Below are 22,553 nucleotides of genomic sequence, written 5' to 3'. Positions count from 1 at the left end.
TATTTTGAGCAAGCTTTGGGGAGGACGCTTTACGAAGCAGACCAACAAGCTGGTTGAGGAATACACCGCTTCGATCGGGTTTGACAAGGCGCTCGCGGAAGAAGACGTGCAGGGCAGTCTGGCGCACGTCACGATGCTGGGCAAATGCGGCATACTGCCGGAGCAGGATGTGGATACGATCAAGGAAGGGCTTCTTGCCATCCTTGGCAGAATCCGCAACGGGAAACTTGAATATTCCGTATCGGATGAAGACATCCACATGAATATCGAAAAAAACCTGATCGAGGAGATCGGGCCTGTAGGCGGCAAGCTGCATACCGGACGCAGCCGGAACGATCAGGTTGCGACGGACATGCATTTGTATCTGCGCAAACGGGTTGTCGAGTTTGTGCAGCTGCTGGGCAATCTGCAGGAAGCGCTGATCGGTCAGGCCAAAGCCAACACTGACACGATTGTGCCGGGATATACGCATCTGCAGCGGGCGCAGCCGATCCTGTTCGCACACCATTTGATGGCTTATGTCGCGATGTTCGGGCGAGACATTGAACGGCTGCAGGACAGCTACAAGCGGATCAACGTGCTCCCGCTCGGCGCGGGTGCGCTCGCCGGAACGACGTTCCCGATCGACCGTCATTTTGTGGCTGAACAGCTCCATTTCGATTCGGTTTATGAGAACAGCCTGGACGCTGTGAGCGACCGGGATTTCATTCTGGAGTTTTTGTCGAACGCTTCGATGATTATGATGCATTTGTCGCGGCTCAGCGAGGAGCTTGTGCTGTGGAGCAGCACGGAATTCCGTTTTGTGGAGCTGGATGACGCCTTCTGCACAGGCAGCAGCATCATGCCGCAGAAGAAAAATCCGGATGTTCCCGAGCTGGTGCGCGGCAAGACGGGCCGTGTATACGGCAACCTGTTTGGGCTGCTGACTGTGCTGAAATCGCTGCCGCTCGCCTACAACAAGGACATGCAGGAAGATAAGGAAGGCATGTTTGACACGGTAGCTACCCTTCAAGGGGCTTTGCAGCTGTTCGCGCCGATGATCGCTACGATGAAGGTAAATACTGGCCGTATGCGCGAAGCGGTCAATCAGGACTTCTCGAACGCGACGGACATCGCGGACTTCCTGGTCGGACAAGGCCTGCCTTTCCGCCAGGCGCATGAAGTCATCGGCAAGACGGTATTGTACTGCATTCAGGAGGGCAAATACCTGCTTGACCTGACGCTGGACGAGTTCAATCAATTCTCGCCGCTGTTTAACGACGGCATTTACCAGGTACTGCAGCCGGAAACCGTGGTGAACGCGCGAAATGTCTACGGCGGCACGGCAAAAGCTCAGGTAGAAGGCTCGATTGGACGCGCGGAGGAGAAACTGGAAGAAACGAAAAGCTGGGTTCAGGAAATTGAATCCAAAATTATTACCTAAGAGAAAAGAGAATCTCGCAGGCACATAAAGCCTTGCAGTTCAGGCGCTGACCGCACAACGGAAGTTGTGGCGGTTGGCGCTTTTTTTATACTCGAAATCAATTATTATGCTGATTTTACAGTTTGTAACTTATTTTATATCTTATAGTTGATGGTTGGGTGATAATAGAGCCTAAACATAGTTTAGTGAATTTGAGGAGTGTCAGTAGTGAAGAAGATTCATCTTATTGTCATTATAGCTTTGATAAGTGTTTTAAGTGGATGCGACCGGGGCGGATCGATCCAGCCTGATCAAGCTTCTTATGCGCCTGTAAATCAAATATCAGATCAACTCACCACCGAACAAAAACTCGAAGATTTTGAATACATGTATAACCTGATCAAGGACAATTACCCGTTCCTGAAAGTGAATCAAAGACTGACCAGGGTGGATTGGCTGGCGAATAAAGATATATATATAAGATTAGTAAAAGCAACTCAAAATGATGATGATTTCTTCAACATGCTGAACCAAATTCTAACAGACTTGCATAATGATCATACTCATGTGCTGGGAGCGGATGAATATTGGTGGACTAAGGAAGCTAATGAACATGCAGACGACCCCTCTGTCCGACCTTGGCTTAAAGAACTGAATAAACCGGTTGTAGTTTCAAGATATTCCAGAAGCAAATCCAGTACATCCTCGTCGCAAAATATTTTCTCTGCTGCAACCTCTTCCAAAGTGATGACAGAGATTATTCAAGAGAATAAAGTTGCATACCTGTATATTCCCTCCTTGATGAACACCCAATTGAAGGTAGATAAGGAGGTTATCACCCCTTTCTTGGAGCAGGTCCACAACTATGAGACACTCATCATCGATATTCGCGGGAACGGTGGTGGAGTCTCTGCCTATTGGGAGAATTATATGGTTCCAATGCTGATTAATCAGCCAGTAGACTGGAGTTTGTATTTATTGTATCGTGGGGGGGCATTCTCTAAACCATTCATAGAAGCAAACCTTGGAGATCACATAGACCGGCTAAAGCCGATCCGTGAGCTTCGCTCAGAGCATTTGCCCAAGCTTCCACCTGAAGCCTTCACAGACTTTAAAACCTATGAGAAAAGAGTAAACGTAATTAAACCGAATCATTCCATTGGCTTCCAGGGGAAAATTTATTTGCTGGTTGATCAGGGGGTTTATTCCTCATCGGAAATGTGGGCATATTTCGCACAGCAGACCAAATGGGCGACTGTGGTTGGAGATAAAACCGGAGGAGATGGATTAAGCTGGGGAGGTTCCTATGCAGCTTTGCCTAATAGCGGTTATATATTTAGACTGCAGCTTACGTTCGGTTTGAAATACGATGGATCGGCCGATGATGAAGTGAAGACCACCCCGGATATTTTTGCCCCTGGACCACGTGTATCGCCGCTGACAGATGACCCTGCCGTACAAGCAGTATTGAAAGCTGAGGCAGAACGGCTTGGGAAATAACTTAGTAATCTTTCTCCCGGATGATTACCCTAGTTGTTAAAAGGGGAAGGAGTAACGAAAGAGAAATTTTTTGAGGATAGAGTCATGTTCGCGCTATCTCGTCCTTCATTATAACTATGTTTTTGAAGGACAACTGCGGAAAACTCTCACGTATGGTTACCGTGTAGGAATCCAAGTTGTTTGCTTCAACTACGAACCGGTCTCGTCAATACGTACAGTGAAGCAGAAATAAATATGACAAGACATTCGAATGCTTTCGATATTTTTCCTAGTATTAGACAGAAAAATCGTGATTGTATTGGACTATTAATGTATCCATGACACTGAGAGACTGAAGCGATTTTAACAGAGGAATCTCTGCTTAATATAATATGGAGAAAAAAATACTTGAATTATGCTGACTTTACTATTGCTAATAGAGCATAGGGAAGTTTTCATAATAAATAAAATTTAGGGAGGAATTCAAGATGGATTTTCTTGTTAACTCAATGGGGGTTGTAACTAAGGACATTGGGTGTATTTGCTATGGAGCTGGACCATCATGTACTTGGAAGTGTGCAACACAATCTTGTCCAAGTTACTGTTGGGGACAAGTTTGTGTAACAAAGGCTACTCCATATACGTACACAACAAAATAATGTTCTTCTAAAAATTGTAAGATCGCTGCGATTCATGCTCGAATGTTATATGAATTCCAGTTTTTAATAGATCGAGGTGAAAAGTTTGGGAGAATAGCATGAATAGATAACTGGATCGATATTCCAGGAGGAAATCCGATTATATCCGGGGCGTAAACATTTTCTCTGCTGTAACGTATTCCAAAGTGATGAAAGAAATAGATTATTCAAGAGAACGTATTCCCTCTCTACTGAATCATCGTTGACGGTTGATAAGGAGGCTTCAAGGGAAGAAATTATATGTTGGTAGATCACGATGTGTTTTCTTCCGCTGAGATGTGGGCTTATTTCGCCAAACATACGAAATGGGCCACGTCGGGATGGAGTATTAGTCTCTCTCCCCAATAGTGGATACTTATTTCGAATGCAGCTTACCTTCGGCTTGAAATATGATGGAAGCGTAGACGAAGAAGTGAAGACGAAGAAGTGAAGACGGTCACGGATATAATCACTCCCGCGCAACGCGTATGGCCGCCTTGCCGTACAAGCTGTATTAAATGCCGAGGCAGAAAGGCTTGGACAATAACTTAGTAATCTTTCTTTCAGATGATTACCCTAGTTGTTAAAAGGAGAAGGCGTAATGAAAGAGAAATTCTGCTTCCTCGCTATAATTTATGGCTAACAGTCTGAACAATAGATAAATAGTCATACTGCTCAGTAATACGTTAATAGGAGCGGAATGACTATGTGAACTTCATTAAGCAGTAAGGGTAACATGATTGCGGACATTTTTAAAGTGGTTTTGCAGTTGGAAGAACCATGGAAACTGACCTACATTGAATTTGACGACAAGGATCAGGCGTGGCATTTATTTCTTGATTTCGAGAGGGGAGCTACATTCGCTTGTCCAATGTGTGGAAAACCCTGCAAAGCTTACGATTCGCGAGCTTAGGGAACATGATACGCCGATGTGGCGTATTTTTCACCATTATGTAGGGCTTGCTGAACGAAAGAAAAATCCAGTAACAGCAAGGGTTTAGCGCCTTTTTTGTCGAATTTAAGTGTAAGGGAAGTTTTCATAATAAATAGAATCTAAGGAGGAATTCAAGATGGATTTTCTTGTTAATCCAATGGGGGCTGAAACTAAGAGTACGTGTGATTGCTTTGGACTTGATTATCCGCCACAATGGCCACAATGTACTTGGAAGTGTGCAACACAAACTTGTCCAAGTTACTGTTGGGGACAAGTTTGTGTAACAAAGGCTTCTCCATATACGTACACAACGAAATAATGCTCTTCTAAAAATTGTAAGATCACTGCGATTCATGCTCGAATGTTTTGTGCATTCGAGTTCTTTTATAAACGGATTAAGGTGAAAAAGTTGAAGGAGAATAGTATGAATAGATAACTGGATCGATATTTCAGGAGAACAGCAGGCACATCCGGGATGCAAAACATTTTCTCTGCTGCAACATACTCCAAAGTGATGAAAGAAATAGATCATTCAATATAATAAAGTTGCCTATCCATGTATTACGTCTCTGCTGAACAAATAGTTGACGGTGTCTAATGGGCAACCGTGGTAGGAGATAAAATCAGAGGAGACGGGATTGGATGGGAGAGGTTCCTATGCAGCCTTGCCTAATAGCGGTTATCTTTTTAAACTACAGCTTACGTTCGGTTTGAAATATGATGGATCAGTCGATGATGAAGTGAAGATAATCCCGGATGTATTCGCTCCTGGACCACCTGTTTTGCCGCTGACAGATGACCCTGCCGTACAAGCAGTATTGAAAGCTGATGCAGAACGGCTTGGAAAATAACTTTATATGGGAGGAAGGAGAATGAAGTTAAACAAACGTCTGCTAACCACTATTGTTATTGTCTTCATGTTCTGTCTAGTCTCAACGTTGTTTTACGTCAATTTCATCAGTAGAAAAGAAGCGGAGCCTGCGGCAACCACGAACGAGAGCGCGATGGTTACAAGCATTCAGCAAACATCCCAGGAGCCTAATCAACAACCTGTACTAGCCCCGCTCACCACCGAACAAAAACTAGAAGATTTCGAATACATGTACAATTTGATCAAGGACAATTACCCGTTTTTGAAAGTGAATCAAAGACTGACCGGGGTGGATTGGCTGGCCAATAAAGAGAAATACATAGCGAAAATTAAAAGTTCCAAGGATGATTCGGATTTTTTTAGTTATCTGACTTTTATCCTTCGGGATTTGCATAATGGACATACGACGATGCTTCACCTTGATGATTACAAGTTATACAAGGAAATTTTCACGAGAGATGAGCAGAAGAAATACCATGAACCTTGGCTTGCTGAACTGAACAAAAAGACGGTTGTGGATCGTTATGCCCAAAAAAAGGTTAGTTTTTATTACACCCCGGTAACTGTAGAGTCCGATCCTCTTGTGACGACTGAAATTATCGAGAAGAATAAGCTGGCATATATGCGTGTCCCCGCTTTAGTTGGAATCAATAGCGATATGAAGGTTATTAAGCCATTCCTCCAGCAAATCAAAAATTACAACGCGCTTATTATTGATATTCGCGGCAATAGAGGCGGCGACAGCACCTATTGGTACAATTACCTTGTTCCCATGCTGGTGAACAAACCGGTGACCTGGACGGAATATTTATTATATCGGGTAACCCCTTTCTCAGAACCTTACATTAAAGCCAAACTCGGCGATTATTATAATCTTCACCCCATAGACCGGTTGAACCAAGAGCATTTGGATCAGCTTCCGCCGGAGGCGTTCACTGACTTTAATAACTTTAGCAAGAATGTCCAGACAATTGCTCCGATAGATTCTGTAGGTTTTAAGGGAAAAATCTATCTCTTGGTCGATCATCAGGTTGCCTCTTCGGCGGAGGCATGGGCGAATTTTGCCAAAGAAACGGGTTGGGCAACATTGGTTGGCGAACAAACGGGAGGGGACGGAATAGGCTGGGAGGGAGCGCTTCCCTCATTGCCTAACAGCGGCTATATGTTCCGATTGGAATTGACATTTGGATTGAATTCTCATGGTGCGGCAGATGAAGAGGTTAAGATCCAGCCGGACGTTGTGTCTGATGTATTTCCAATAGGACCTAGTGATCTGGATCCGGCTATAGCGACAGTTAAACGACTGGAATCGGTGAAAGAGTAGTACATGAAACCGGCTAAAAACAGAACGGTCGCCAAGTCTCCCGCGAAGGGGGATTAATCGAAACACAAAGAAATAGACCGCCCTCGGCAAAGGACGCGGTCTATTTCGATCGTAACATCTTTTCCACAGCCGACCGCTCTTTAAAGCGGTAAGTGTACTTGGGAGTCCGTGTTGCTGCACGGCTCCTTAACTAATTTTATCATAGCATATTACAAAATATACCTCAACGACCCGGGAAACGAATCATCCTTCTGTTTTCACGCAATTTTTCCGGTCCAGCTTCTGGACGGCTGCAGGCATCAGCTTTGTGGACACCGTCTTTTTTTGCGCAGGCGATCAGAATTGGCACGATAAACAGCGCTCCGAGCAGGATCAGGATGAAAGAGTAATCATGGGCTGATATTTCCAGAATCCGCCCGGCAAGAGCGGGTCCAAAGGCCATGCCTACGAAATTGACCTGATTGTAAAGCCCGAGTCCGGCGCCCATATGCTCCTTCGCCTGGATCGTATCAGGCACCATGATATTCAAACTGACCTGCAGTGCGGCGTAGCCGATATAAACGGCAATCAGAGGCAGCAGGGTAGCGGTCAATCCTGTGCTGGAGACAAGTCCCAAGACCAGGTACCCGGCCAGGGACAAAAGACTGGCTATCACGGTTAAAGAGGTGCTGCTGACTTTGGCTGCCACCTTCCCGCCCGCAAAAGTCGTAAGGAACGAGAACATGGCGCCTGTGAACAAAACAACCCCGATCATGGACATGGAATTGTTCATGTTTTGGGATAGACGCTGGGGCAGCAGGAAGACCGCGGCGACAACCGTCATGTTGTTGATAAATCCGATGACAAGCATGCGCAAATAGGAAGTGTTCTTTAGCAGATCCATGCGGATGAAAGGCTGCGCGGCGCGCGGCATCCAGTACAAGATCGCGACAAGCAGAGCTGCGGACAGAACAAGCAGATAAAGGCGCATATTGATGCCAAGCAGCAATGTGATGATAAAAGCGGATGTCAGCAATGCCCCAAAAGTATCAAACGGATGGATGTTCTTCCGGGCCGGGGTGCCATGTTCCTTCGCATCCTTCGGCATGATGATCAGGAGGGAGATAAAGGCCAGGACCACAATAAACATCAGGAGGAACAGCGAGTGCCAGCCGAACATTTGCGTCATAAAGCCGCCGACGAGCAGGCCCGTTCCGGAGCCGAGGGCAATCGCGGAGCTGATCAGGGTAAGGGCGAGCGGCCTTTTGTCAGGGTGAATGAGGCGGCTTGCCGCAATCATGGACAGGGCGATAAACGACGAGCCGCCGCCGGACTGAAGCAGACGCGCCGTCAGGATCAGGCCGAACTGGTGGGCGACGCTCCCGAGAACCGATCCGGCGAGGAAAAGTCCGATGCCGACGAGCAGCAGCCTTTTGAGGCTGAACCGGTCCGCCAGATTGCCATACGTGTTCGCGCCAATCGCGATCATCATTGTATATCCGATGACGATCCAACTGACCCGTTCCGCATGTGCATGCAATTCTTCTGTAATCCGAGGCAGAGCTACGTTAAACAACACCGCATTGGTGACACCGAGCAGAACAAGATAACAAAGGGTGAACATTAAAAACATACTTTTGCGCTTACTCAGCATGGGGAAGGACTCCTTTTGCTATATTTTTAGAAATATCGAAATATAAAATAAAAAAAGAGACAGTTCAATCCTCCAGAATATAGGGGATAAACTTTTGGGCCGTCTCCGAATTGACTCTGTAATAAATGTAGGTGCCATCCTTCCGAAAATCAATCAGTCCGCACTCGGCAAGCTGTTTCAAATGATGGGACAGCGTGGAGACCGCCACATCCTCAATGTACGCGCGAAGCTTTGAACAACACATACCAGTGGTTTGCTGTTTGGCTAAAACTTGCATGATTTTAAACCGGGTCGGTTCGCCCAGCGCTTTGTGGATTTTAACGGCTTGTTTCATTTCGGCGTCGGTCAGTGCCATGCGTAAACCAGTCCCTTTTCTTACAGAATAATTCTATATTTCGATAACTTTCGAAATTACATGTTTTAAAATAGCATATTTTTTCCACAGTGTAAATGGGGTGGGCAATGATTTTCATTTCTTGGGTGAAGAATCAGGTTCTCAGCGGTCACCGGTTTGTTTCGCCTTTACGACGTAACAATGTTATGTTACACTGAATTCATCTTAAGGAGGTCATGTCATGAGTGAAGATCTAATCTCGAAAAAAGAACTGCTGGACCTGACCGGAATCTCTTATGGACAGTTATATCGCTGGAAGCGGAAAAATCTCATCCCGGAGGAATGGTTTATCCGGAAGTCTTCGTTCACCGGTCAGGAAACCTATTTTCCGAGAAATCAAATTTTGCCCCGGATTGACAAGATTCTGAATATGAAGGACGGATTGTCTCTGGATGAGCTCGCGGATGTGTTTTCACCCACGCTTGGCGAGGTTCAGCTTGACCGGCATCAGTTAATAGATCGAAACATTGTTTCGGAGAGTTCGCTGGAGCTGTTCAAGGAAGCCGGCAAGGAGCAGCCTTACTATAATCTCGATCAGACGCTGCTGCTGTTTGTGCTTGAGAAGCTGCTGAAGAGCGGCGACATTACGCGCGAGGAAGGGAAAATGCTGATCGGGGTTTTGACCGAGCATTATCATCATTTTTCGGGTAAGCCTTGCGAGCTGGTGCTGATCCGGAAGATGGGCGTTCCGGCCTTTTTGCTGGCTGGGGGCGGCTCGGAGCTGTATTTCGACAGCGGGGTCAAAGTGGTGCTGAAGCTGCCGATGGGGCAGTTCACGGAAGAATTGAAATTAAAGATCGGGTAATCAAATATTTTTCGGGAGGAATGATCATGCAAGAGCGTAGGCAGCGCAATGATTTAACGATATCGGGAATGAGCACCACATCCGGGGGAAGCTACGATTACGTTACTATAGATGGAATGGCGAAGGTGACCGACAGCCTGGATTGTCTTTCCCTGGAGGTGAACGGAACTCTGAAGATGCAAGGGACCCTGACGGCTGCGGAACGGATGACGATAAACGGCATGGGGACGATCGAAGGCCCTGTCCGCAGTTCCCGGATCCGCGTCGACGGAATGGCTACGCTTCGCGGAGACGTAACCGGGAATGAGGTTGAGGTGAACGGAAGATGCAAGATAGAAGGGCGGCTTGAAGGGGAGCGCATTCAAATTGACGGCTCTGTCACCGTGCGGGGCAATGTGGAATGCGAGAATTTCCGGGCTAACGGCAATTTGAACATTGAAGGGCTGCTCAATGCCGAAGCAGTCGATATCCAGCTGTATACTTTATCGTCAGTACAAGAAATCGGCGGAGAACGCATCGATGTCCGGAGAACCGAACGGGGAGGCTTCTGGAAAAATATTGGCTTTGGCGGCTCTCCCCGGCTGAAGGCCGGGATCATTGAAGGAGACGACGTATTTCTCGAGGATACGGAGGCGGATACGGTGCGCGGTGCCCGCGTGTTTATTGGCCGCGGCTGCAAAATCCGTCTGGTGGAGTACAGGGAGACGCTGGATCAGGACCCGGAGGCTAAGGTAGCGAGCCGCCGGCAAATTTAAATCCGTCTTAAACGAGGGAAGGAAGGGAATTCTATGAATAAATCCAACATTAACATTATGGGCGAGGGAAGCTCATCCGGCGGGAAGTTCGGAAGAGTAAAAGTGATGGGCGAGGCTGTCTTCACCGGGGACCTGAAATGCGAGACGTTCAAATGTACGGGCACTTCCGAAATTGAAGGAAGCCTTCTGTCGAATGAGATCAAAGTGACGGGAACGCTCCAACTGCGGAGCAGCAGCGGCAGCCCGGAAGAGGCCGTCCCTGGTGTCAAAGGGGAGACCGTCAAGGTAACGGGCGAGCTCCGGATCCCTGGAGGCTGCGAGGCGGAGGAGTTCAAACTGCGTGGAACTCTGGAAACGGGAGGCATGCTCAGCGCGGAGGATATCGAGATCAAGCTTCATGGATCAAGTCGCGTAAGGGAAATGGGCGGCTCCTCCATTTCGGTCAAAAGCACAAGCGGGATCCCGTTGGCCGGCTTCTTCAATAATGGCGGCGCTTTGGTGGCTGACCAAATCGAAGGGGATCGTATCTATCTGGAAAATACCGAGGCAAAGAGCGTCCGCGGCGGACATATCGAGATTGGGCCGGGCTGCCGGATCGGCTCGATCGAATACCGCCATTCCCTTCAAATCGATAAACGCTCGGAAGTCGGAACGCAGCTGAAAATGTAGGGCGCCTTGGGAGCGTAATCGGTCCCGGGACCGATTACCCGAAGGCATGTTCCCCTTATAATGAGTAGGTTGAGATCAGATACAGAAATGGAGAGTGACCTTGTGTCTTCAAGCAAAAATAATACCGGCCTGGTGCTGGCGGGGCTATTGCTCGGCATTCTGATGGCTTCCATGGACAATACCATCGTGGCTACGGCAATGGGCGACATCGTCGGCAAGCTGGGCGGTCTGGACAAATTTGTATGGGTAACTTCTGCTTATATGGTTGCCGAAATGGCCGGCATGCCGATCTTCGGCAAGCTGTCGGATATGTACGGCAGAAAGAGATTTTTCATATTCGGGATAATCGTCTTTATGATCGGGTCTGCGCTGTGCGGAACCGCGACGTCGATCGTGGAGCTCAGCCTGTACAGAGCGATCCAGGGGATCGGCGGCGGCGCGCTTGTCCCTATCGCCTTTACGATCATGTTTGACGCCGTCCCTCCAGAGTCGAGAGGCAAGCTCGGCGGACTGTTCGGAGCGGTGTTTGGCATGTCGAGTATCTTTGGGCCTCTGCTTGGCGCATACTTAACCGAATATGCCGCCTGGGAATGGGTGTTTTATATCAACCTGCCGCTTGGCTTGGCCGCTTTCGTGTTCATCGCATTATTCTATAAAGAATCGCCTCAGCATCAGCGGCTGCAAATTGACTGGATTGGCGCGGCTACCCTGATCGGGGGCGTTGTTTGTCTGATGTTTGCTCTGGAGCTCGGCGGCAAAACCTTCGCCTGGGATTCCTGGCAGATACTCGGCCTGTTCGCCGGTTTTGTCGTTCTTACACTGGTATTTCTGTATGCTGAGACCAAAGCGGAGCAACCGATTATTTCCTTCAAAATGTTCAAAAGCCGCATTTATTGGTCCAGCAATATGATTGCTATCTTTAGCGGGGCGGCCTTCGTGACGGCCTCCATCTATATCCCGATCTTCATTCAGGGAGTGCTCGGGGGCAAAGCGACGAATTCGGGGCTGGTGCTGCTGCCGATGATGCTTGGTTCGGTCGTCACTGCGACGATGGGCGGCTTTCTGATGACCAAGCTCAAGTACCGCACGCTCATGATTCCTACCCTTATGCTGCTGGTTGCGGGACTGGTGCTCCTGACCACGCTTGGCGAGGGTTCCACGCTGTGGACGGTGCGCCTCTTTATGATTCTGATCGGGCTTGGCATCGGGGCTTCCTTCTCGGTGCTCAGCAATGCCGCGATTCATTCCGTTACGCCGAGAGAACGCGGCGCAGCCAGCTCGACGCTCAACTTCCTGCGGTCGCTGGGGATGACGCTTGGCATCACGGTGTTCGGCATCATTCAGAGCCACATCTTTACCCGCAAGCTGACTGACGCCATGTCCATGTCTGGAGCCGGAGCGAACGGAAATGCGGCCGGAACGGGCAATGGCGCCGGAAGCGGAGGATTGCCGCCTGGGCTCAACCTGCACGACCCGCATGCGCTGCTCTCGCCTGAACTGCGAAAGGCCATTCCGCCGCAAATTCTGGAGAGCATTACCCATGCGCTGTCATCCTCCATCGTCCAAACCTTTGCCTGGTCGGTCATACCGGCGGTGCTGGCGCTGGCAACGGCCTTCTTCATGGGCCGCGACAAAATGGCTCCGATAGAGCAGCAGGAGAAACAGGAGCAGGGCGAGTATTCGGCTGCTCATTAATGCAGGGAAGACTGTTCCCTGATCTTCAAGCAAGTCACTTAGCCCCTTGCACCGGAAGGTGTGAGGGGCTTGTTTGCGTTAGTTCTCTGCTGTTAAAAGGAAGGCGCATGCGGAAACGTCAATTTCCCGCCCTCGCCAATGCCGTCCTCGATGATTTTCGGTTCAGGAGGAACCGTTTCGCTCCCCGGACTGGCAGAGGCCGAATGGACTGCAATGAGCGACGGCTGCGCGGGGTAGGTGTCCCGGGACAATAGCTCTTCCTTCGAGGCTTTGCCGCTGATCCATTTGGTCCGGTAGGTTTCGACAATGTAGCCGCGAGTGCCGCTTCGCAGCATATGGTGAGTGCCGGCAGGAAGAGCCGGATTGGTGACGTAACGCGCTCGCGGCTGAATGATTTCTACCGTACGCGACCTGATTTCATAATGAACGTTTTCCGGCATGCTGCCGAACAGCTTGACCATCATCCTGCCGCCTTCCGCCCTGGCGCTGATCAGCAGATAGAACTGGGTATTGTTCTTGAAGCGGAAATTGATGTAGCCGGTCGAGAAGGTGGCGTCCTGCCCTTTCGGCAAATAGCTGACAGGCCGGGAATGATTCCGTCTTTCCACGATTTCGAGCCCCGCCCGAATGACCGCGCCGTACAGCGTCCCCGAAACCTGACAAATGCCTCCGCCTACGCCGGGCACCATTGTCCCCTGCACAATAACGGGAGCTTCCCTGAAGCCGTAACGGCTTTCCGCCTCCTTAACGACTTTGCCGTAGTCAAACACCTCGCCCGGAGCGAGCAGCATGCCGTCGATGACCCGGGCGGCCGCTTCCACATTATGAATTCGGCCGGAAGAGCCTGACAAGCCCGTAGTCAGAATGGAAATACGCCGGTCGATGCCCTGGGCCTTCAGGCTTTGTACCGTGACGGAAGGGGAGGCCGTCAAGAGGGGCATCTCGATCGTGACCGCCCGGTTAGCCGGACCGCTGCCGAATGAGCGGGGCATTTGAGCGCGAAAAGAAGCGGACAGGGCATCCCAGTTGATTCGGGGGGCCGTCACTTCAGGAATATACCGGATCCGGTCATCCGGTCCGATGACTCTCTCCGCATTTTTCATAGCGCCGAATTGTTTGTTTTCCCAGTCGCTGTTCAGCGCCTTTTGAAGGGGACCGGCATTCCATCCGGTTTCAAGCTCCCACTTCTTCGGGAACTGGTAACGGTATTTGGCCCGTGTCCAAAGACTGCCTTCCTTAAGCTTCTCCAGGGAAAGAAGAAAATCGTTATAGTGGGCCTGGACGCCTGCGCGTGACCAGGTCGTTTCTACAGAGAACTTTTTGCCGCGCAGAATCACCTGCTGCCGCAGCAGGGCGGCTTTTTCCCGGCTCAGCAATTCCGCAGCTTCGGAGATGCGAAGGCTGCCGACGGACAGGCCCCCGACCGTCACACCGCGCGGAACGGTATTTTGGCCGGCATAAAGCCGGATTCCGAAGATTACACAGATAGTCAGAAATAGAGCCGTGGCCAGCAAAAAGACGGTGAACCTCTTCTTTTTCATCGTGGGGCTGCCCCTTTCTACTTGTACCAACAGGTTTGTACCACCATATGTATGCCGCCAGGTCAGGAAAAATTTCAGGTACTCAACAGGTAACAAATTTGTTACAATGAAAAACAGGCTGATGAATTCACTCAGCTTTTAAAGGAATTGGCTGGAACGTGTCGAAGTAGTTACAAAGTTGATGTCATTTTGCGTTTTTCTATTTTTACTCAACAAGTTTTAGGAAGTGATGCTGTGATCGAAATGCAAGATGTCTGGAAGACTTACCCGAACGGGGCCCATGCATTGCAGGGGATATCCGTGAAGATTGACAGGAACGAATTTGTATATATTGTCGGTCCCTCCGGCGCAGGGAAATCGACGTTTATGAAGCTGATTTATAGAGAAGAAGTACCCACCAAAGGCCAAATCTCCGTAAGCGGATTTAACATTGGCAAGCTGAAGCCCCGCAAAATTCCTTATGTCCGCCGTAATATCGGCGTTATTTTTCAGGATTTCCGCCTTCTGCCAAAGCTCACGGCTTACGAGAATGTGGCCTTTGCGCTTGAAGTGATCGAGGCGCCCAAGAAGATTATCCGCAAGCGGGTAACGGAGGTGCTGGATCTGGTAGGGCTCAAGAATAAAGCCGGCCGCCTTCCGGCCCAGCTATCAGGTGGAGAACAGCAGCGTGTGGCTATAGCCCGGGCGATCGTGAACAATCCGACGGTCATCATTGCGGACGAGCCTACAGGCAACCTGGACCCGGAAACCTCGTGGGAAATTATGCAGCTGCTTGACGAGATCAACTTCCGCGGAACGACGATCGTGATGGCGACCCATAACAAAGATATTGTGAACACGATGCGCAAGCGCGTCATCGCCATTGAACAGGGCACCATTGTCCGAGATCAACCGAGGGGAGAATACGGCTATGACTTTTAGAACCTTCTTGCGGCATTTGCGGGAAGGGACGAAAAATGTATTCCGCAACGGCTGGATGTCGGTCGCATCGATTACGTCCATTATTGTTTCTTTATTTATACTTGGTGTGTTTGTTTTGCTTGTTCTGAATGTGAATTCATTTGCTGATGAGGCGGACAGCCAGGTGCAGATCAGCGTGTTTCTAAACACGGGCGTCGATGATGCGATGCGCCAGCAGCTTGAAACGGCAATCCGCGAGATGCCGGAGGTCAGCAAGGTGACTTTTGTCGACAAGGCTCAGGGCCTCAAGGATCTCCGCCAGAAGCTTGGCAAGGACGGCGACGATCTGCTTGAAGGGTATACGGCAGAGACGAATCCGATTCCCGACACGCTGAAGGTGGAGGTTATCGAGTCCACTACCGTCGGCTTTGTGGCCGGGAAGATCGAAGATTTGAACAAGCAGTACGAAAGCAAGCCGGTTTATAAAGTCAGATACGGCAAGGGAACGGTTGAGAAGCTGTTTCAGGTCACCCGCATGATTCGCAACGTCGGATTCGTCTTCGTCGGCGGTCTCGGCCTGATGGCGATGTTTCTCATTTCCAATACGATCCGGGTTACCATTTTGGCCCGCCGCAGGGAAATCGGCATCATGAAGCTGGTCGGAGCGACCAATTATTTCATACGCTGGCCCTTCTTCATTGAGGGATCGCTGATCGGCCTGATCGGATCGGTCATTACGGTAGGCCTGTTATTCGCGGGTTACCGGGGGCTTGAGCAATCGATCGGTTATGATGTGACGCTTAATTTCCGTCTGGTGCCGCTGCAGAATTTCGGCATTCCGATGGGAGGGCTGCTGATTCTGCTCGGCGTGCTTATCGGGATGTGGGGCAGCACCGTCTCCATTCGCAAGTTTTTGAAGGTGTAAGCCTGCTTAAAATATTAAATCGTCAAATTGATACAGAACGGGGAAATGGATGTTGAAAAAATGGATTTCTGTCGTCGCCGTTATCGTTTTGGCCTTGGGGACGCTGCAGCCGACCGCAAGTTATGCCAAGAAAAAAACGATTGATCAGATCGATCAGGAATTGAAGAAGCTTCAGCAGCAGGCCAAAGAGGCCGAGGTCAGGCAGAAGCAGGCCCAGAAAGACAGCCAGACCGCCCAGCATTATGTCGAGAAGAATACGAACTACCTGAGTGAATTGCTCGCGCAAATCAAAGTCGTAAGCGATGAGCTGACCCAAATATCGGCGGATATTGCTGAAACGGAAGATCATCTGCGGGAAACGGCGAAGCAGCTGGATGAGACTGAGCAGCGGATTGAGGAGCGCAGCAAGCTTCTGGATAACCGCGTTCGTCTGATGTATACGGATGGAGCCGTATCCTATCTCGATGTTCTGCTTTCTTCCACCAGCTTTACCGATTTCCTGGACCGCGTCGATTCCTTGCAGGCCATTGCCAACCAGGATCAAAGGCTGCTTGAGGAGCACAAGAAGGATAAAGAGCTGGTTCTTGAGCAGCAGAAAGAGCTGGAAGACGACTATGCCAAAACCAAAAAGCTTTTTGCGGAAGCGGAATCCCGCCGTCAGATTCTTGCCGATAAAGAAGAAGAGAAACAGCAACTGATCGCGAAGTACAGCGATCAAGTGGAAGAGAGCGACGATATCGACGAGGCGCAGAACAAGCTGCTCGTTCAGATCGCCTCCAAGCGGGCTGCCCTTTCCAAAGAGAAGAACAAGCTGAAGGCTGAACTCATTTATACATATAAGAGACAGCAGGCTGCGAGGAAAGCGGCAGCGGCAGCAGCGGCTTCTTCCGGTTCGTCTTATTCCACCGGCGACGGCTCGCTGGGCCTTCCGGTCGGACATGCCCGGATCTCTTCCCCGTTCGGCTACCGGGTCCACCCGATTACCGGTTCGAGGAAGCTGCATGCCGGCGTCGATTTTGCGGTTTCGCAAGGGACCGATGTTCATGCGGCCGAAGGCGGAGTGGTCATTGTGGCGGAATGGTGGAGCGGATACGGCAACTGCATCATCATTGACCATGGCAATAATACCTGGACGTTGTACGGACATCTCCGCAATGGCGGATTGAAGGTAGAAAAAGGGGACACGGTCAAGCGCGGCCAGGTTATTGCAGAATCGGGCAACACCGGACAGTCCACGGGTCCCCATCTTCATTTCGAAGTACGTATCAACGGTGATCCCGTTGATCCTATGCCTTATTTGGCCTATTAATATTTGGGAATCATAAATATTTCGTACAAGCTGGACATATAATAGAATGGATAAATGTGGACGGATGCTTTTTCCTGCAAGAGGAGGGGCATCCTTTTCTGAAGGTAAAGCATTTCTAATGCTGGAGGACGGGCTAAAGCCATTCTTTAATCGCAGGTGAGACAGATGGAACAAAGAAAAGGCGGTGCATCATTCATGTTCAAGAAGAAGACAGTCATCCTGTTGATGCTGATGACGCTGATCGGGAGCAGCGTGCTGACCATGCTCATAACAGGTACACTCAGCTTTGCGGGAAACGGTACGGCTACTTCCGCTGCGGGCATGCTTTCCGATCTGGCCGCTCAAACTCAGAAGACGAGCAGCAACAAGGACGCCTTGACCAAGGTGGAGAAGGCACTGAATCTCGTGCAGAAAAATTATTATCAGAATGTAGATACCGATAAACTGGTTGATGGCGCTATACAGGGCATGATGAACGCGTTGGACGACCCTTTTTCCTCCTATATGGGGAAAGAAACGGCCAAGGAATTCACGCAGGAGATTCAGGGTTCTTTCTCGGGAATCGGGGCCGAGGTTTCAATGGACAACGGAAGAGTGGTTGTCGTATCGCCGATCAAGGGCTCGCCGGCGGAAAAAGCGGGTATCCGTGCTAAAGATATTTTGCTGTCCGTGAACGGAGAATCTCTTGAGGGGCTGTCCTTAAGTGAAGCGGTTGCCAAAATCAGAGGCCCCAAAGGGTCGAAAGTCGTGATTAAGGTGCAGCGTTCGGGAGTTTCGGAACCGATGGAGTTTAACATAAAACGGGATGATATCGCCCTTGAAACGGTAAAGGCCAGCATGACCGATGATAAAATCGGCCTGATCGAAATTACGGAATTCTCCATGAATACGGGGGAGCGCTTCAAAACCGAGCTGAACAAGCTGGAAAGCCAGGGAATGAAAGGGCTGATCATTGATGTGCGGAACAATCCCGGAGGCTTGTTGAACATCGTGATCGACATGGCGGAGCAGCTGGTGCCAAAAGGGAAAATGATCGTTCAGGTGGAGAACAAGGGCGGTCAGCGTGAAAAAACGGTGTCGACGGGAATCAGTGCAGCCAAAACCTATCCAGTTGTCGTGCTCACCAACAAAGGCAGCGCGAGTGCCTCAGAAATTCTGGCCGGCGCCCTTCAGGAATCCGCAGGTGCGAAGCTCATCGGCGAGACCACGTACGGCAAAGGGACGGTACAGCAGAGCTTTGATCGTGATTTCGCGGACGGCAGCCTGCTGAAGATTACCATGGCGAAATGGCTGACGCCGAACGGGGAATGGATTCACAAGAAAGGAATCAAGCCGGATATTGCCGTCAATCAACCGGCCTACTTCTCGGCAGCCCCGATCAACAAGGAACGTACGCTGAAGTATGACAACAACAGCGGTGACGTGAAGAGCGCGCAGACGATGCTGATTGGGCTTGGCTACAAGCCGGGCCGCGATGACGGTTATTTCAGCGAGGAAACCGTCTCCGCCGTCAAACAGTTCCAGGCGGATCACAAGCTGGGCGCAAATGGCGAGATCGACAAAAATACGGCCGACCAGCTGGAGGCCGCGCTGATCGCGAGAATTACGGATCCGGCGAACGATGCGCAGCTTGGCCGCGCCTATCAGGAAATCAGGCAGGAGATCGGAGCGGCTTCGTCGAATAAATAATGCAAGCTGGGAAGGCTGGTGTCAGCCTTCCCTTTTTTTGAAGCTGCAGCTTTGCGGACTTAATACAGCCTAAGGGGAGTGATCGCTTTGGACGTACTGATGGAATGGCTTTGGAACTTCACGGAAGCTTCCGTGAAGCTGCTCCTGCAGCCATTTTATTATATTTCGATTATCCTGATTACCCTTCAATACCGGAGGCAGGTGCTGCTGGAACGGAAGCTGTTTCATGCCCGGCTGCACAGATGGGGGCTGCAAACCTGGAGAACCTTTCTGGGAGGGCTGCTTGCGGGTCTTGCCGTGTCGGTAATCTTCCTGTTTCTCGGTATGACGCTTAGCACGGAAGGCATTCTTTTGCTCTGGGCGTCATCGCTGCTGCTTATGCTGCTGAGGGTTCGTTATCTGTGTCTGGCTTATGCGGCAGGGCTGCTAGGAGTTGTGCAGTTTGTCGTGAGCCTGTTTCCTGCTGATGAAGCAGGCGGCTTCAGCGGGCAGCTGCTGACCGCGGTGAGCGAGCTTAACATCCCGGCCCTTTTGGGGCTGGCCGGACTGCTGCATGTCGCGGAAGCGCTGCTGGTGAGATGGCAGGGCGCTTCCTTTGCCGGGCCTTTGTTCTATGAAGGGAAAAGGGGGCGGCCGGTCGGCGGCTATCAGATGCAGAGCCTGTGGCCGATTCCGCTGTTCCTGCTCATTCCGGCGCAAACGGCAGGAAGCGTGCTGCCTTGGACGCCGGTCTTCGGCGGGGACGCATGGCAGGGCGGCTTTGCGCTTATTGGCCTGCCGGTGATGATCGGCTTCTCGGAAATGACCATCAGCCTGCTGCCGGAAGCGAAGACGAGGCTGACTTCCAGCCGGGTGCTGTTTTACGGCTTGCTCGTGCTCGGCATGGCCCTGATTGCCCGCTGGTGGAGCCCTTTCACCCTGGCTGCCGCCATTCTGGCCTTTGCGCTGCATGAAGGCCTGATCTGGTACAGCCGGTTCGAGGAACAGAACCGGAGCCCGTTCTTCGTTCACCCCCAGCGCGGCCTGAAGGTGCTCGCCGTGCTTCCGGACAGCCCTGCGGCGGAGCTTGGCATTACGGCCGGAGAAGTGATTGTCCGCGTGAACGGCGTCGACATCGGGACCAAAGAGCAGCTGCACGAGGCGCTGCGGATCAATTCCGCCTTCTGCAAGCTCGAGGTGCTCAACCTGGACGGCGAAAGCAAATTTCTGCAGCGCGCGATCTATGCGGGCGAGCATCATCAGCTCGGCGTCATTCTGGCGCCGGATGAGGACGCTCCGGCCGTAGTTCGTTCCGGCGCGCCTTCGCTGCTGCAGCTGCTGTCGCCGAAGCGGAGCGCCGAGCGGCGGGATGGCAGCAGGCAGCGCGGCAAGGCGGAGCGCGGCGCCGGGCGCGAGAAGCCGGCGAAGCTGTAAGCGGCTTTGCCGATGCGGTGCGCGGGACGCAAGTGGTACGCAAGCGGCACGCAGCGTGTAGTGTAGTACGCGGTACGCGGCAGTTGGTCACTCGGCATTTGCCACCCCCCGTGAAATCGGGAGCAAGGTTGTATTCGAACAAGCAGAGATTACAGATAAAAGTGAACTGCTACAACGGGCAAAAAACGGAATTTCGGATAAAGAGATCTCGATAATAGAAACACATACATTTGCAAGGAATACGAAAACAGGAGAAGTGAAAAACGCAAAAATTTATTGCACTACCCAAAGACTGAAACGCGTGCATCGTAATGGTTCATTAACTGAAACCTATGCAACCACAACATTTGCCGAGATTTTAGCAGATGGATCAAGAAGCGATTCCAAATTAGACGCAAGCTACAGCGTAAGAGCTTATTCAACCTTTTATTGGGACGATGTGTATATAAACGGGGCCCATCACTACAAGATATTAAATGCAACAGGAGGTTGGCAAAACTCGGACTCTCAAATTGGCATCCTGAATCGATTTGCAAGCCTTCGAGCAGGGGGTTGGACTCAGGATGGTTTTTATGTACTCCAACAAAAAGATACGTACCCCTCATCTGATTCGTTTAGCATAACTGCCGACAGTACTTGGAAACCGGTATCTGCATCACAGGGCAAATACGGAGACTTGGGTGTCTATTCGAAATGCACCGTAAAAGACCTAATCAATAACGAGACCTGGGAATTGGAATTGATGAATTACCTGGATATATAATGGAAACAGAATGCCGCCAATAGTTTGGTGGCTTTCCTTTTTTTTGATCCATATTGCGAAGACTGTGTTAATATAATTTAAAACTCATAAATGACGAGGAGGTAAGAATGAAAAAACCGCTCTGGGTTGGACTCGTTATACTTGTCGTCATTGCCGGTATGTCTGTCGTTGCTTGGGATATCTCCATTGCTATTAAGTTGTCCGGCTATGTTGGATTGGCTGCCTTAATATTAGCCGCACTTTTTTCCGGCGCTTTTATTGATCCTGATTCTAGACGTGTGGATATGGCGACCGAAGCAGGGAATCAATGAATCGAAGGTTCAAATTATCCACATTTTTCTTATTGGTTGGTTTACCGAATCTACTTGTGTGTATCATGCTCTACTTCGGTTCGAAATGGTTTTGAGCATAACGTAATTGGGGTAGTACTAGCGTAGCTGACACTACCTGCAAATGTCTGTAAAGCACTGGAAATTTTACGTCAAAAGTTCCGAAAATGATGAGTAACGGAACAAAACCTTGCTTACGATGAGTGGTTTCCGCTTGGATTGAGTGGACTTATGGCGTGCCGAACCGACAAGTTCCAATACCAATAAATAAATTCGGAACAACATTAAAATCCTTGTGATTACAGTATTTATTAGGTGATTACCCAATATTACAATCTACTTTGCGGTGGCATCGCCGCACTGAATCATAAAGAAGTGTTAGGATTATTCGTGTCAAAGGAGGCTCTCATGGGATGAGAACGATCTTGACGTTTTTGCTGGCGGGCACGCTGCTGCTTAGCGGCTGTAAACAGAATGAGAATGGTGTATACATCGGCATGGAACGCAATACTATTCAGGCCCTCGCATCAGGTAGCGAAATGGACTACGTTCACGAGTTCCGGGGGTATTCGGAGCATTGGGCGGCCGTATATATCGTCTATAAGCCGACAGGAGAGGAGAATCACACATCACGATTGTTCATGAAATATATTGTTAAGGACCCTAGACCTTCGGGTCAACTCCGTTACGAGTACGACACGGACGGCGGCGAGGATGGCCACGGAACACTGCCTAGCGTCGATAATATCGGCAATGTGTACAACCTCGGCTCCTCGGGTGGAAACGGTGCATCCGCCAATCCTGATTCCCCCGTGCAAATGCAGGTGTGGTGGAACAAATCGTCGGAGACCATTCAGCTTGACCCAATTGGTGCCGAATAGCCAGCCTGATCAAACCGAGCGGACTCTTGAATGGGAACTAGCTGCCGGTTGAAACCGTAAGAATATCGGGTTGATTGACTCACCGCTCATACCCGTGATCGCGATGTTTAACGTGCCCACGAGACTTCTGTTGCTTGCGCCACTGCTCTTGCTCCTGCTGACGCC

Annotated in this window: 18 protein-coding genes and 1 pseudogene; 16 read left to right on the top strand and 3 right to left on the bottom strand. The window is 50.2% G+C overall.

Going from position 1 to position 22,553, the window contains the following annotated elements:
* Window positions 1–4: 4 nt before the first annotated feature.
* The 4 genes from argH (at window position 5) to K7397_RS00280 (ending at window position 6,687) form a co-directional block, all read left to right on the top strand.
* A complete protein-coding gene (gene argH / locus K7397_RS00295) occupies window positions 5–1,423 on the top strand; it encodes an argininosuccinate lyase (RefSeq protein ID WP_223065936.1) in 1,419 nt (472 codons plus the stop codon).
* Window positions 1,424–1,630: 207 nt separating this feature from the next.
* Window positions 1,631–2,902, top strand: a complete 1,272-nt coding sequence (locus tag K7397_RS00290) for a S41 family peptidase (protein ID WP_223065935.1) — start codon at window positions 1,631–1,633, stop codon at window positions 2,900–2,902.
* 2,228 nt (window positions 2,903–5,130) lie between these two features.
* The gene (locus tag K7397_RS00285) at window positions 5,131–5,343 is read left to right on the top strand and encodes a hypothetical protein (protein WP_223065934.1); all 213 of its coding nucleotides are present in this window, start codon (window positions 5,131–5,133) and stop codon (window positions 5,341–5,343) included.
* A gap of 21 nt (window positions 5,344–5,364) precedes the next feature.
* Entirely contained in the window at window positions 5,365–6,687 is a 1,323-nt protein-coding gene (locus K7397_RS00280) for a S41 family peptidase (protein ID WP_223065933.1), read from the top strand.
* 223 nt (window positions 6,688–6,910) lie between these two features.
* Here K7397_RS00280 and K7397_RS00275 read toward each other — a convergent pair whose 3' ends face one another.
* Together K7397_RS00275 and K7397_RS00270 are read right to left on the bottom strand one after the other, a co-directional pair.
* Window positions 6,911–8,320 carry an MFS transporter gene (locus K7397_RS00275; protein ID WP_223065932.1) on the bottom strand — a complete coding sequence of 470 codons (1,410 nt, stop codon included), beginning with the start codon at window positions 8,318–8,320 and terminating at the stop codon, window positions 6,911–6,913.
* Between the two features lie 64 nt (window positions 8,321–8,384).
* Complete coding sequence (locus tag K7397_RS00270; protein WP_223065931.1) at window positions 8,385–8,675, bottom strand: ArsR/SmtB family transcription factor; 291 nt, start codon at window positions 8,673–8,675, stop codon at window positions 8,385–8,387.
* A gap of 220 nt (window positions 8,676–8,895) precedes the next feature.
* On the opposite strand from K7397_RS00270, the gene K7397_RS00265 reads away from it, so the two are divergent.
* The 4 genes from K7397_RS00265 to K7397_RS00250 all read left to right on the top strand — a co-directional run bounded on the left by K7397_RS00265 (window position 8,896) and on the right by K7397_RS00250 (window position 12,638).
* Complete coding sequence (locus tag K7397_RS00265; protein WP_223065930.1) at window positions 8,896–9,519, top strand: YhbD family protein; 624 nt, start codon at window positions 8,896–8,898, stop codon at window positions 9,517–9,519.
* Window positions 9,520–9,545: 26 nt separating this feature from the next.
* A complete protein-coding gene (locus K7397_RS00260; protein WP_223065929.1) occupies window positions 9,546–10,274 on the top strand; it encodes a polymer-forming cytoskeletal protein in 729 nt (242 codons plus the stop codon).
* Between the two features lie 33 nt (window positions 10,275–10,307).
* Entirely contained in the window at window positions 10,308–10,943 is a 636-nt protein-coding gene (locus K7397_RS00255; RefSeq protein ID WP_223065928.1) for a hypothetical protein, read from the top strand.
* A 102-nt stretch (window positions 10,944–11,045) separates the two neighbouring features.
* Window positions 11,046–12,638, top strand: coding sequence for an MDR family MFS transporter (locus tag K7397_RS00250; protein ID WP_337926653.1), 1,593 nt, complete (start codon window positions 11,046–11,048; stop codon window positions 12,636–12,638).
* 92 nt (window positions 12,639–12,730) lie between these two features.
* On the opposite strand, the gene K7397_RS00245 is transcribed toward K7397_RS00250, so the two are convergent.
* On the bottom strand, window positions 12,731–14,179 hold the full coding sequence (locus K7397_RS00245; protein WP_223065926.1) for a VanW family protein: 1,449 nt from the start codon (window positions 14,177–14,179) through the stop codon (window positions 12,731–12,733).
* Window positions 14,180–14,413: 234 nt separating this feature from the next.
* Here K7397_RS00245 and ftsE point away from each other — a divergent pair, with 234 nt between their 5' ends.
* The 8 genes and pseudogenes from ftsE to K7397_RS00200 all read left to right on the top strand — a co-directional run bounded on the left by ftsE (window position 14,414) and on the right by K7397_RS00200 (window position 22,388).
* Entirely contained in the window at window positions 14,414–15,100 is a 687-nt protein-coding gene (gene ftsE / locus K7397_RS00240; RefSeq protein WP_223065925.1) for a cell division ATP-binding protein FtsE, read from the top strand.
* The gene (ftsX, locus tag K7397_RS00235; RefSeq protein ID WP_223065924.1) at window positions 15,090–16,004 is read left to right on the top strand and encodes a permease-like cell division protein FtsX; all 915 of its coding nucleotides are present in this window, start codon (window positions 15,090–15,092) and stop codon (window positions 16,002–16,004) included. Before ftsE ends, ftsX begins: the two co-directional genes overlap by 11 nt.
* Before the next feature lie 52 nt (window positions 16,005–16,056).
* Complete coding sequence (locus K7397_RS00230) at window positions 16,057–17,313, top strand: murein hydrolase activator EnvC family protein (protein ID WP_223066115.1); 1,257 nt, start codon at window positions 16,057–16,059, stop codon at window positions 17,311–17,313.
* A 195-nt stretch (window positions 17,314–17,508) separates the two neighbouring features.
* Complete coding sequence (locus K7397_RS00225; RefSeq protein ID WP_223066114.1) at window positions 17,509–19,002, top strand: S41 family peptidase; 1,494 nt, start codon at window positions 17,509–17,511, stop codon at window positions 19,000–19,002.
* Between the two features lie 87 nt (window positions 19,003–19,089).
* Complete coding sequence (locus tag K7397_RS00220) at window positions 19,090–20,415, top strand: PDZ domain-containing protein (protein WP_223065923.1); 1,326 nt, start codon at window positions 19,090–19,092, stop codon at window positions 20,413–20,415.
* 256 nt (window positions 20,416–20,671) lie between these two features.
* The gene (locus K7397_RS00215; protein ID WP_223065922.1) at window positions 20,672–21,178 is read left to right on the top strand and encodes a hypothetical protein; all 507 of its coding nucleotides are present in this window, start codon (window positions 20,672–20,674) and stop codon (window positions 21,176–21,178) included.
* A 107-nt stretch (window positions 21,179–21,285) separates the two neighbouring features.
* Window positions 21,286–21,584 (top strand): annotated as a pseudogene (locus K7397_RS00210) (DUF5316 domain-containing protein).
* Between the two features lie 336 nt (window positions 21,585–21,920).
* Window positions 21,921–22,388 (top strand): hypothetical protein, encoded by a 468-nt coding sequence (locus K7397_RS00200; protein ID WP_223065919.1) that lies wholly within the window; start codon window positions 21,921–21,923, stop codon window positions 22,386–22,388.
* Window positions 22,389–22,553 lie beyond the last annotated feature (165 nt).

It is taken from the genome of Paenibacillus caui, from assembly GCF_019904135.1.
GTDB lineage: Bacteria > Bacillota > Bacilli > Paenibacillales > Paenibacillaceae > Fontibacillus > Fontibacillus caui.
The sequence above is the reverse complement of the archived record's forward strand: the minus strand, read 5'-3'. Positions and strand labels throughout refer to the sequence as shown.

What these genes read in the sequence shown, in the direction of transcription:
- K7397_RS00280 (WP_223065933.1), top strand. Translation starts at nt 5,365, where the DNA reads ATGAAGTTAAACAAACGTCTGCTAACCACTATTGTTATTGTCTTCATG.
- K7397_RS00275 (WP_223065932.1), bottom strand. Translation starts at nt 8,320, where the DNA reads ATGCTGAGTAAGCGCAAAAGTATGTTTTTAATGTTCACCCTTTGTTAT.
- K7397_RS00270 (WP_223065931.1), bottom strand. Translation starts at nt 8,675, where the DNA reads ATGGCACTGACCGACGCCGAAATGAAACAAGCCGTTAAAATCCACAAA.
- K7397_RS00265 (WP_223065930.1), top strand. Translation starts at nt 8,896, where the DNA reads ATGAGTGAAGATCTAATCTCGAAAAAAGAACTGCTGGACCTGACCGGA.
- K7397_RS00260 (WP_223065929.1), top strand. Translation starts at nt 9,546, where the DNA reads ATGCAAGAGCGTAGGCAGCGCAATGATTTAACGATATCGGGAATGAGC.
- K7397_RS00255 (WP_223065928.1), top strand. Translation starts at nt 10,308, where the DNA reads ATGAATAAATCCAACATTAACATTATGGGCGAGGGAAGCTCATCCGGC.
- K7397_RS00245 (WP_223065926.1), bottom strand. Translation starts at nt 14,179, where the DNA reads ATGAAAAAGAAGAGGTTCACCGTCTTTTTGCTGGCCACGGCTCTATTT.
- ftsX (WP_223065924.1), top strand. Translation starts at nt 15,090, where the DNA reads ATGACTTTTAGAACCTTCTTGCGGCATTTGCGGGAAGGGACGAAAAAT.
- K7397_RS00225 (WP_223066114.1), top strand. Translation starts at nt 17,509, where the DNA reads ATGTTCAAGAAGAAGACAGTCATCCTGTTGATGCTGATGACGCTGATC.
- K7397_RS00200 (WP_223065919.1), top strand. Translation starts at nt 21,921, where the DNA reads ATGAGAACGATCTTGACGTTTTTGCTGGCGGGCACGCTGCTGCTTAGC.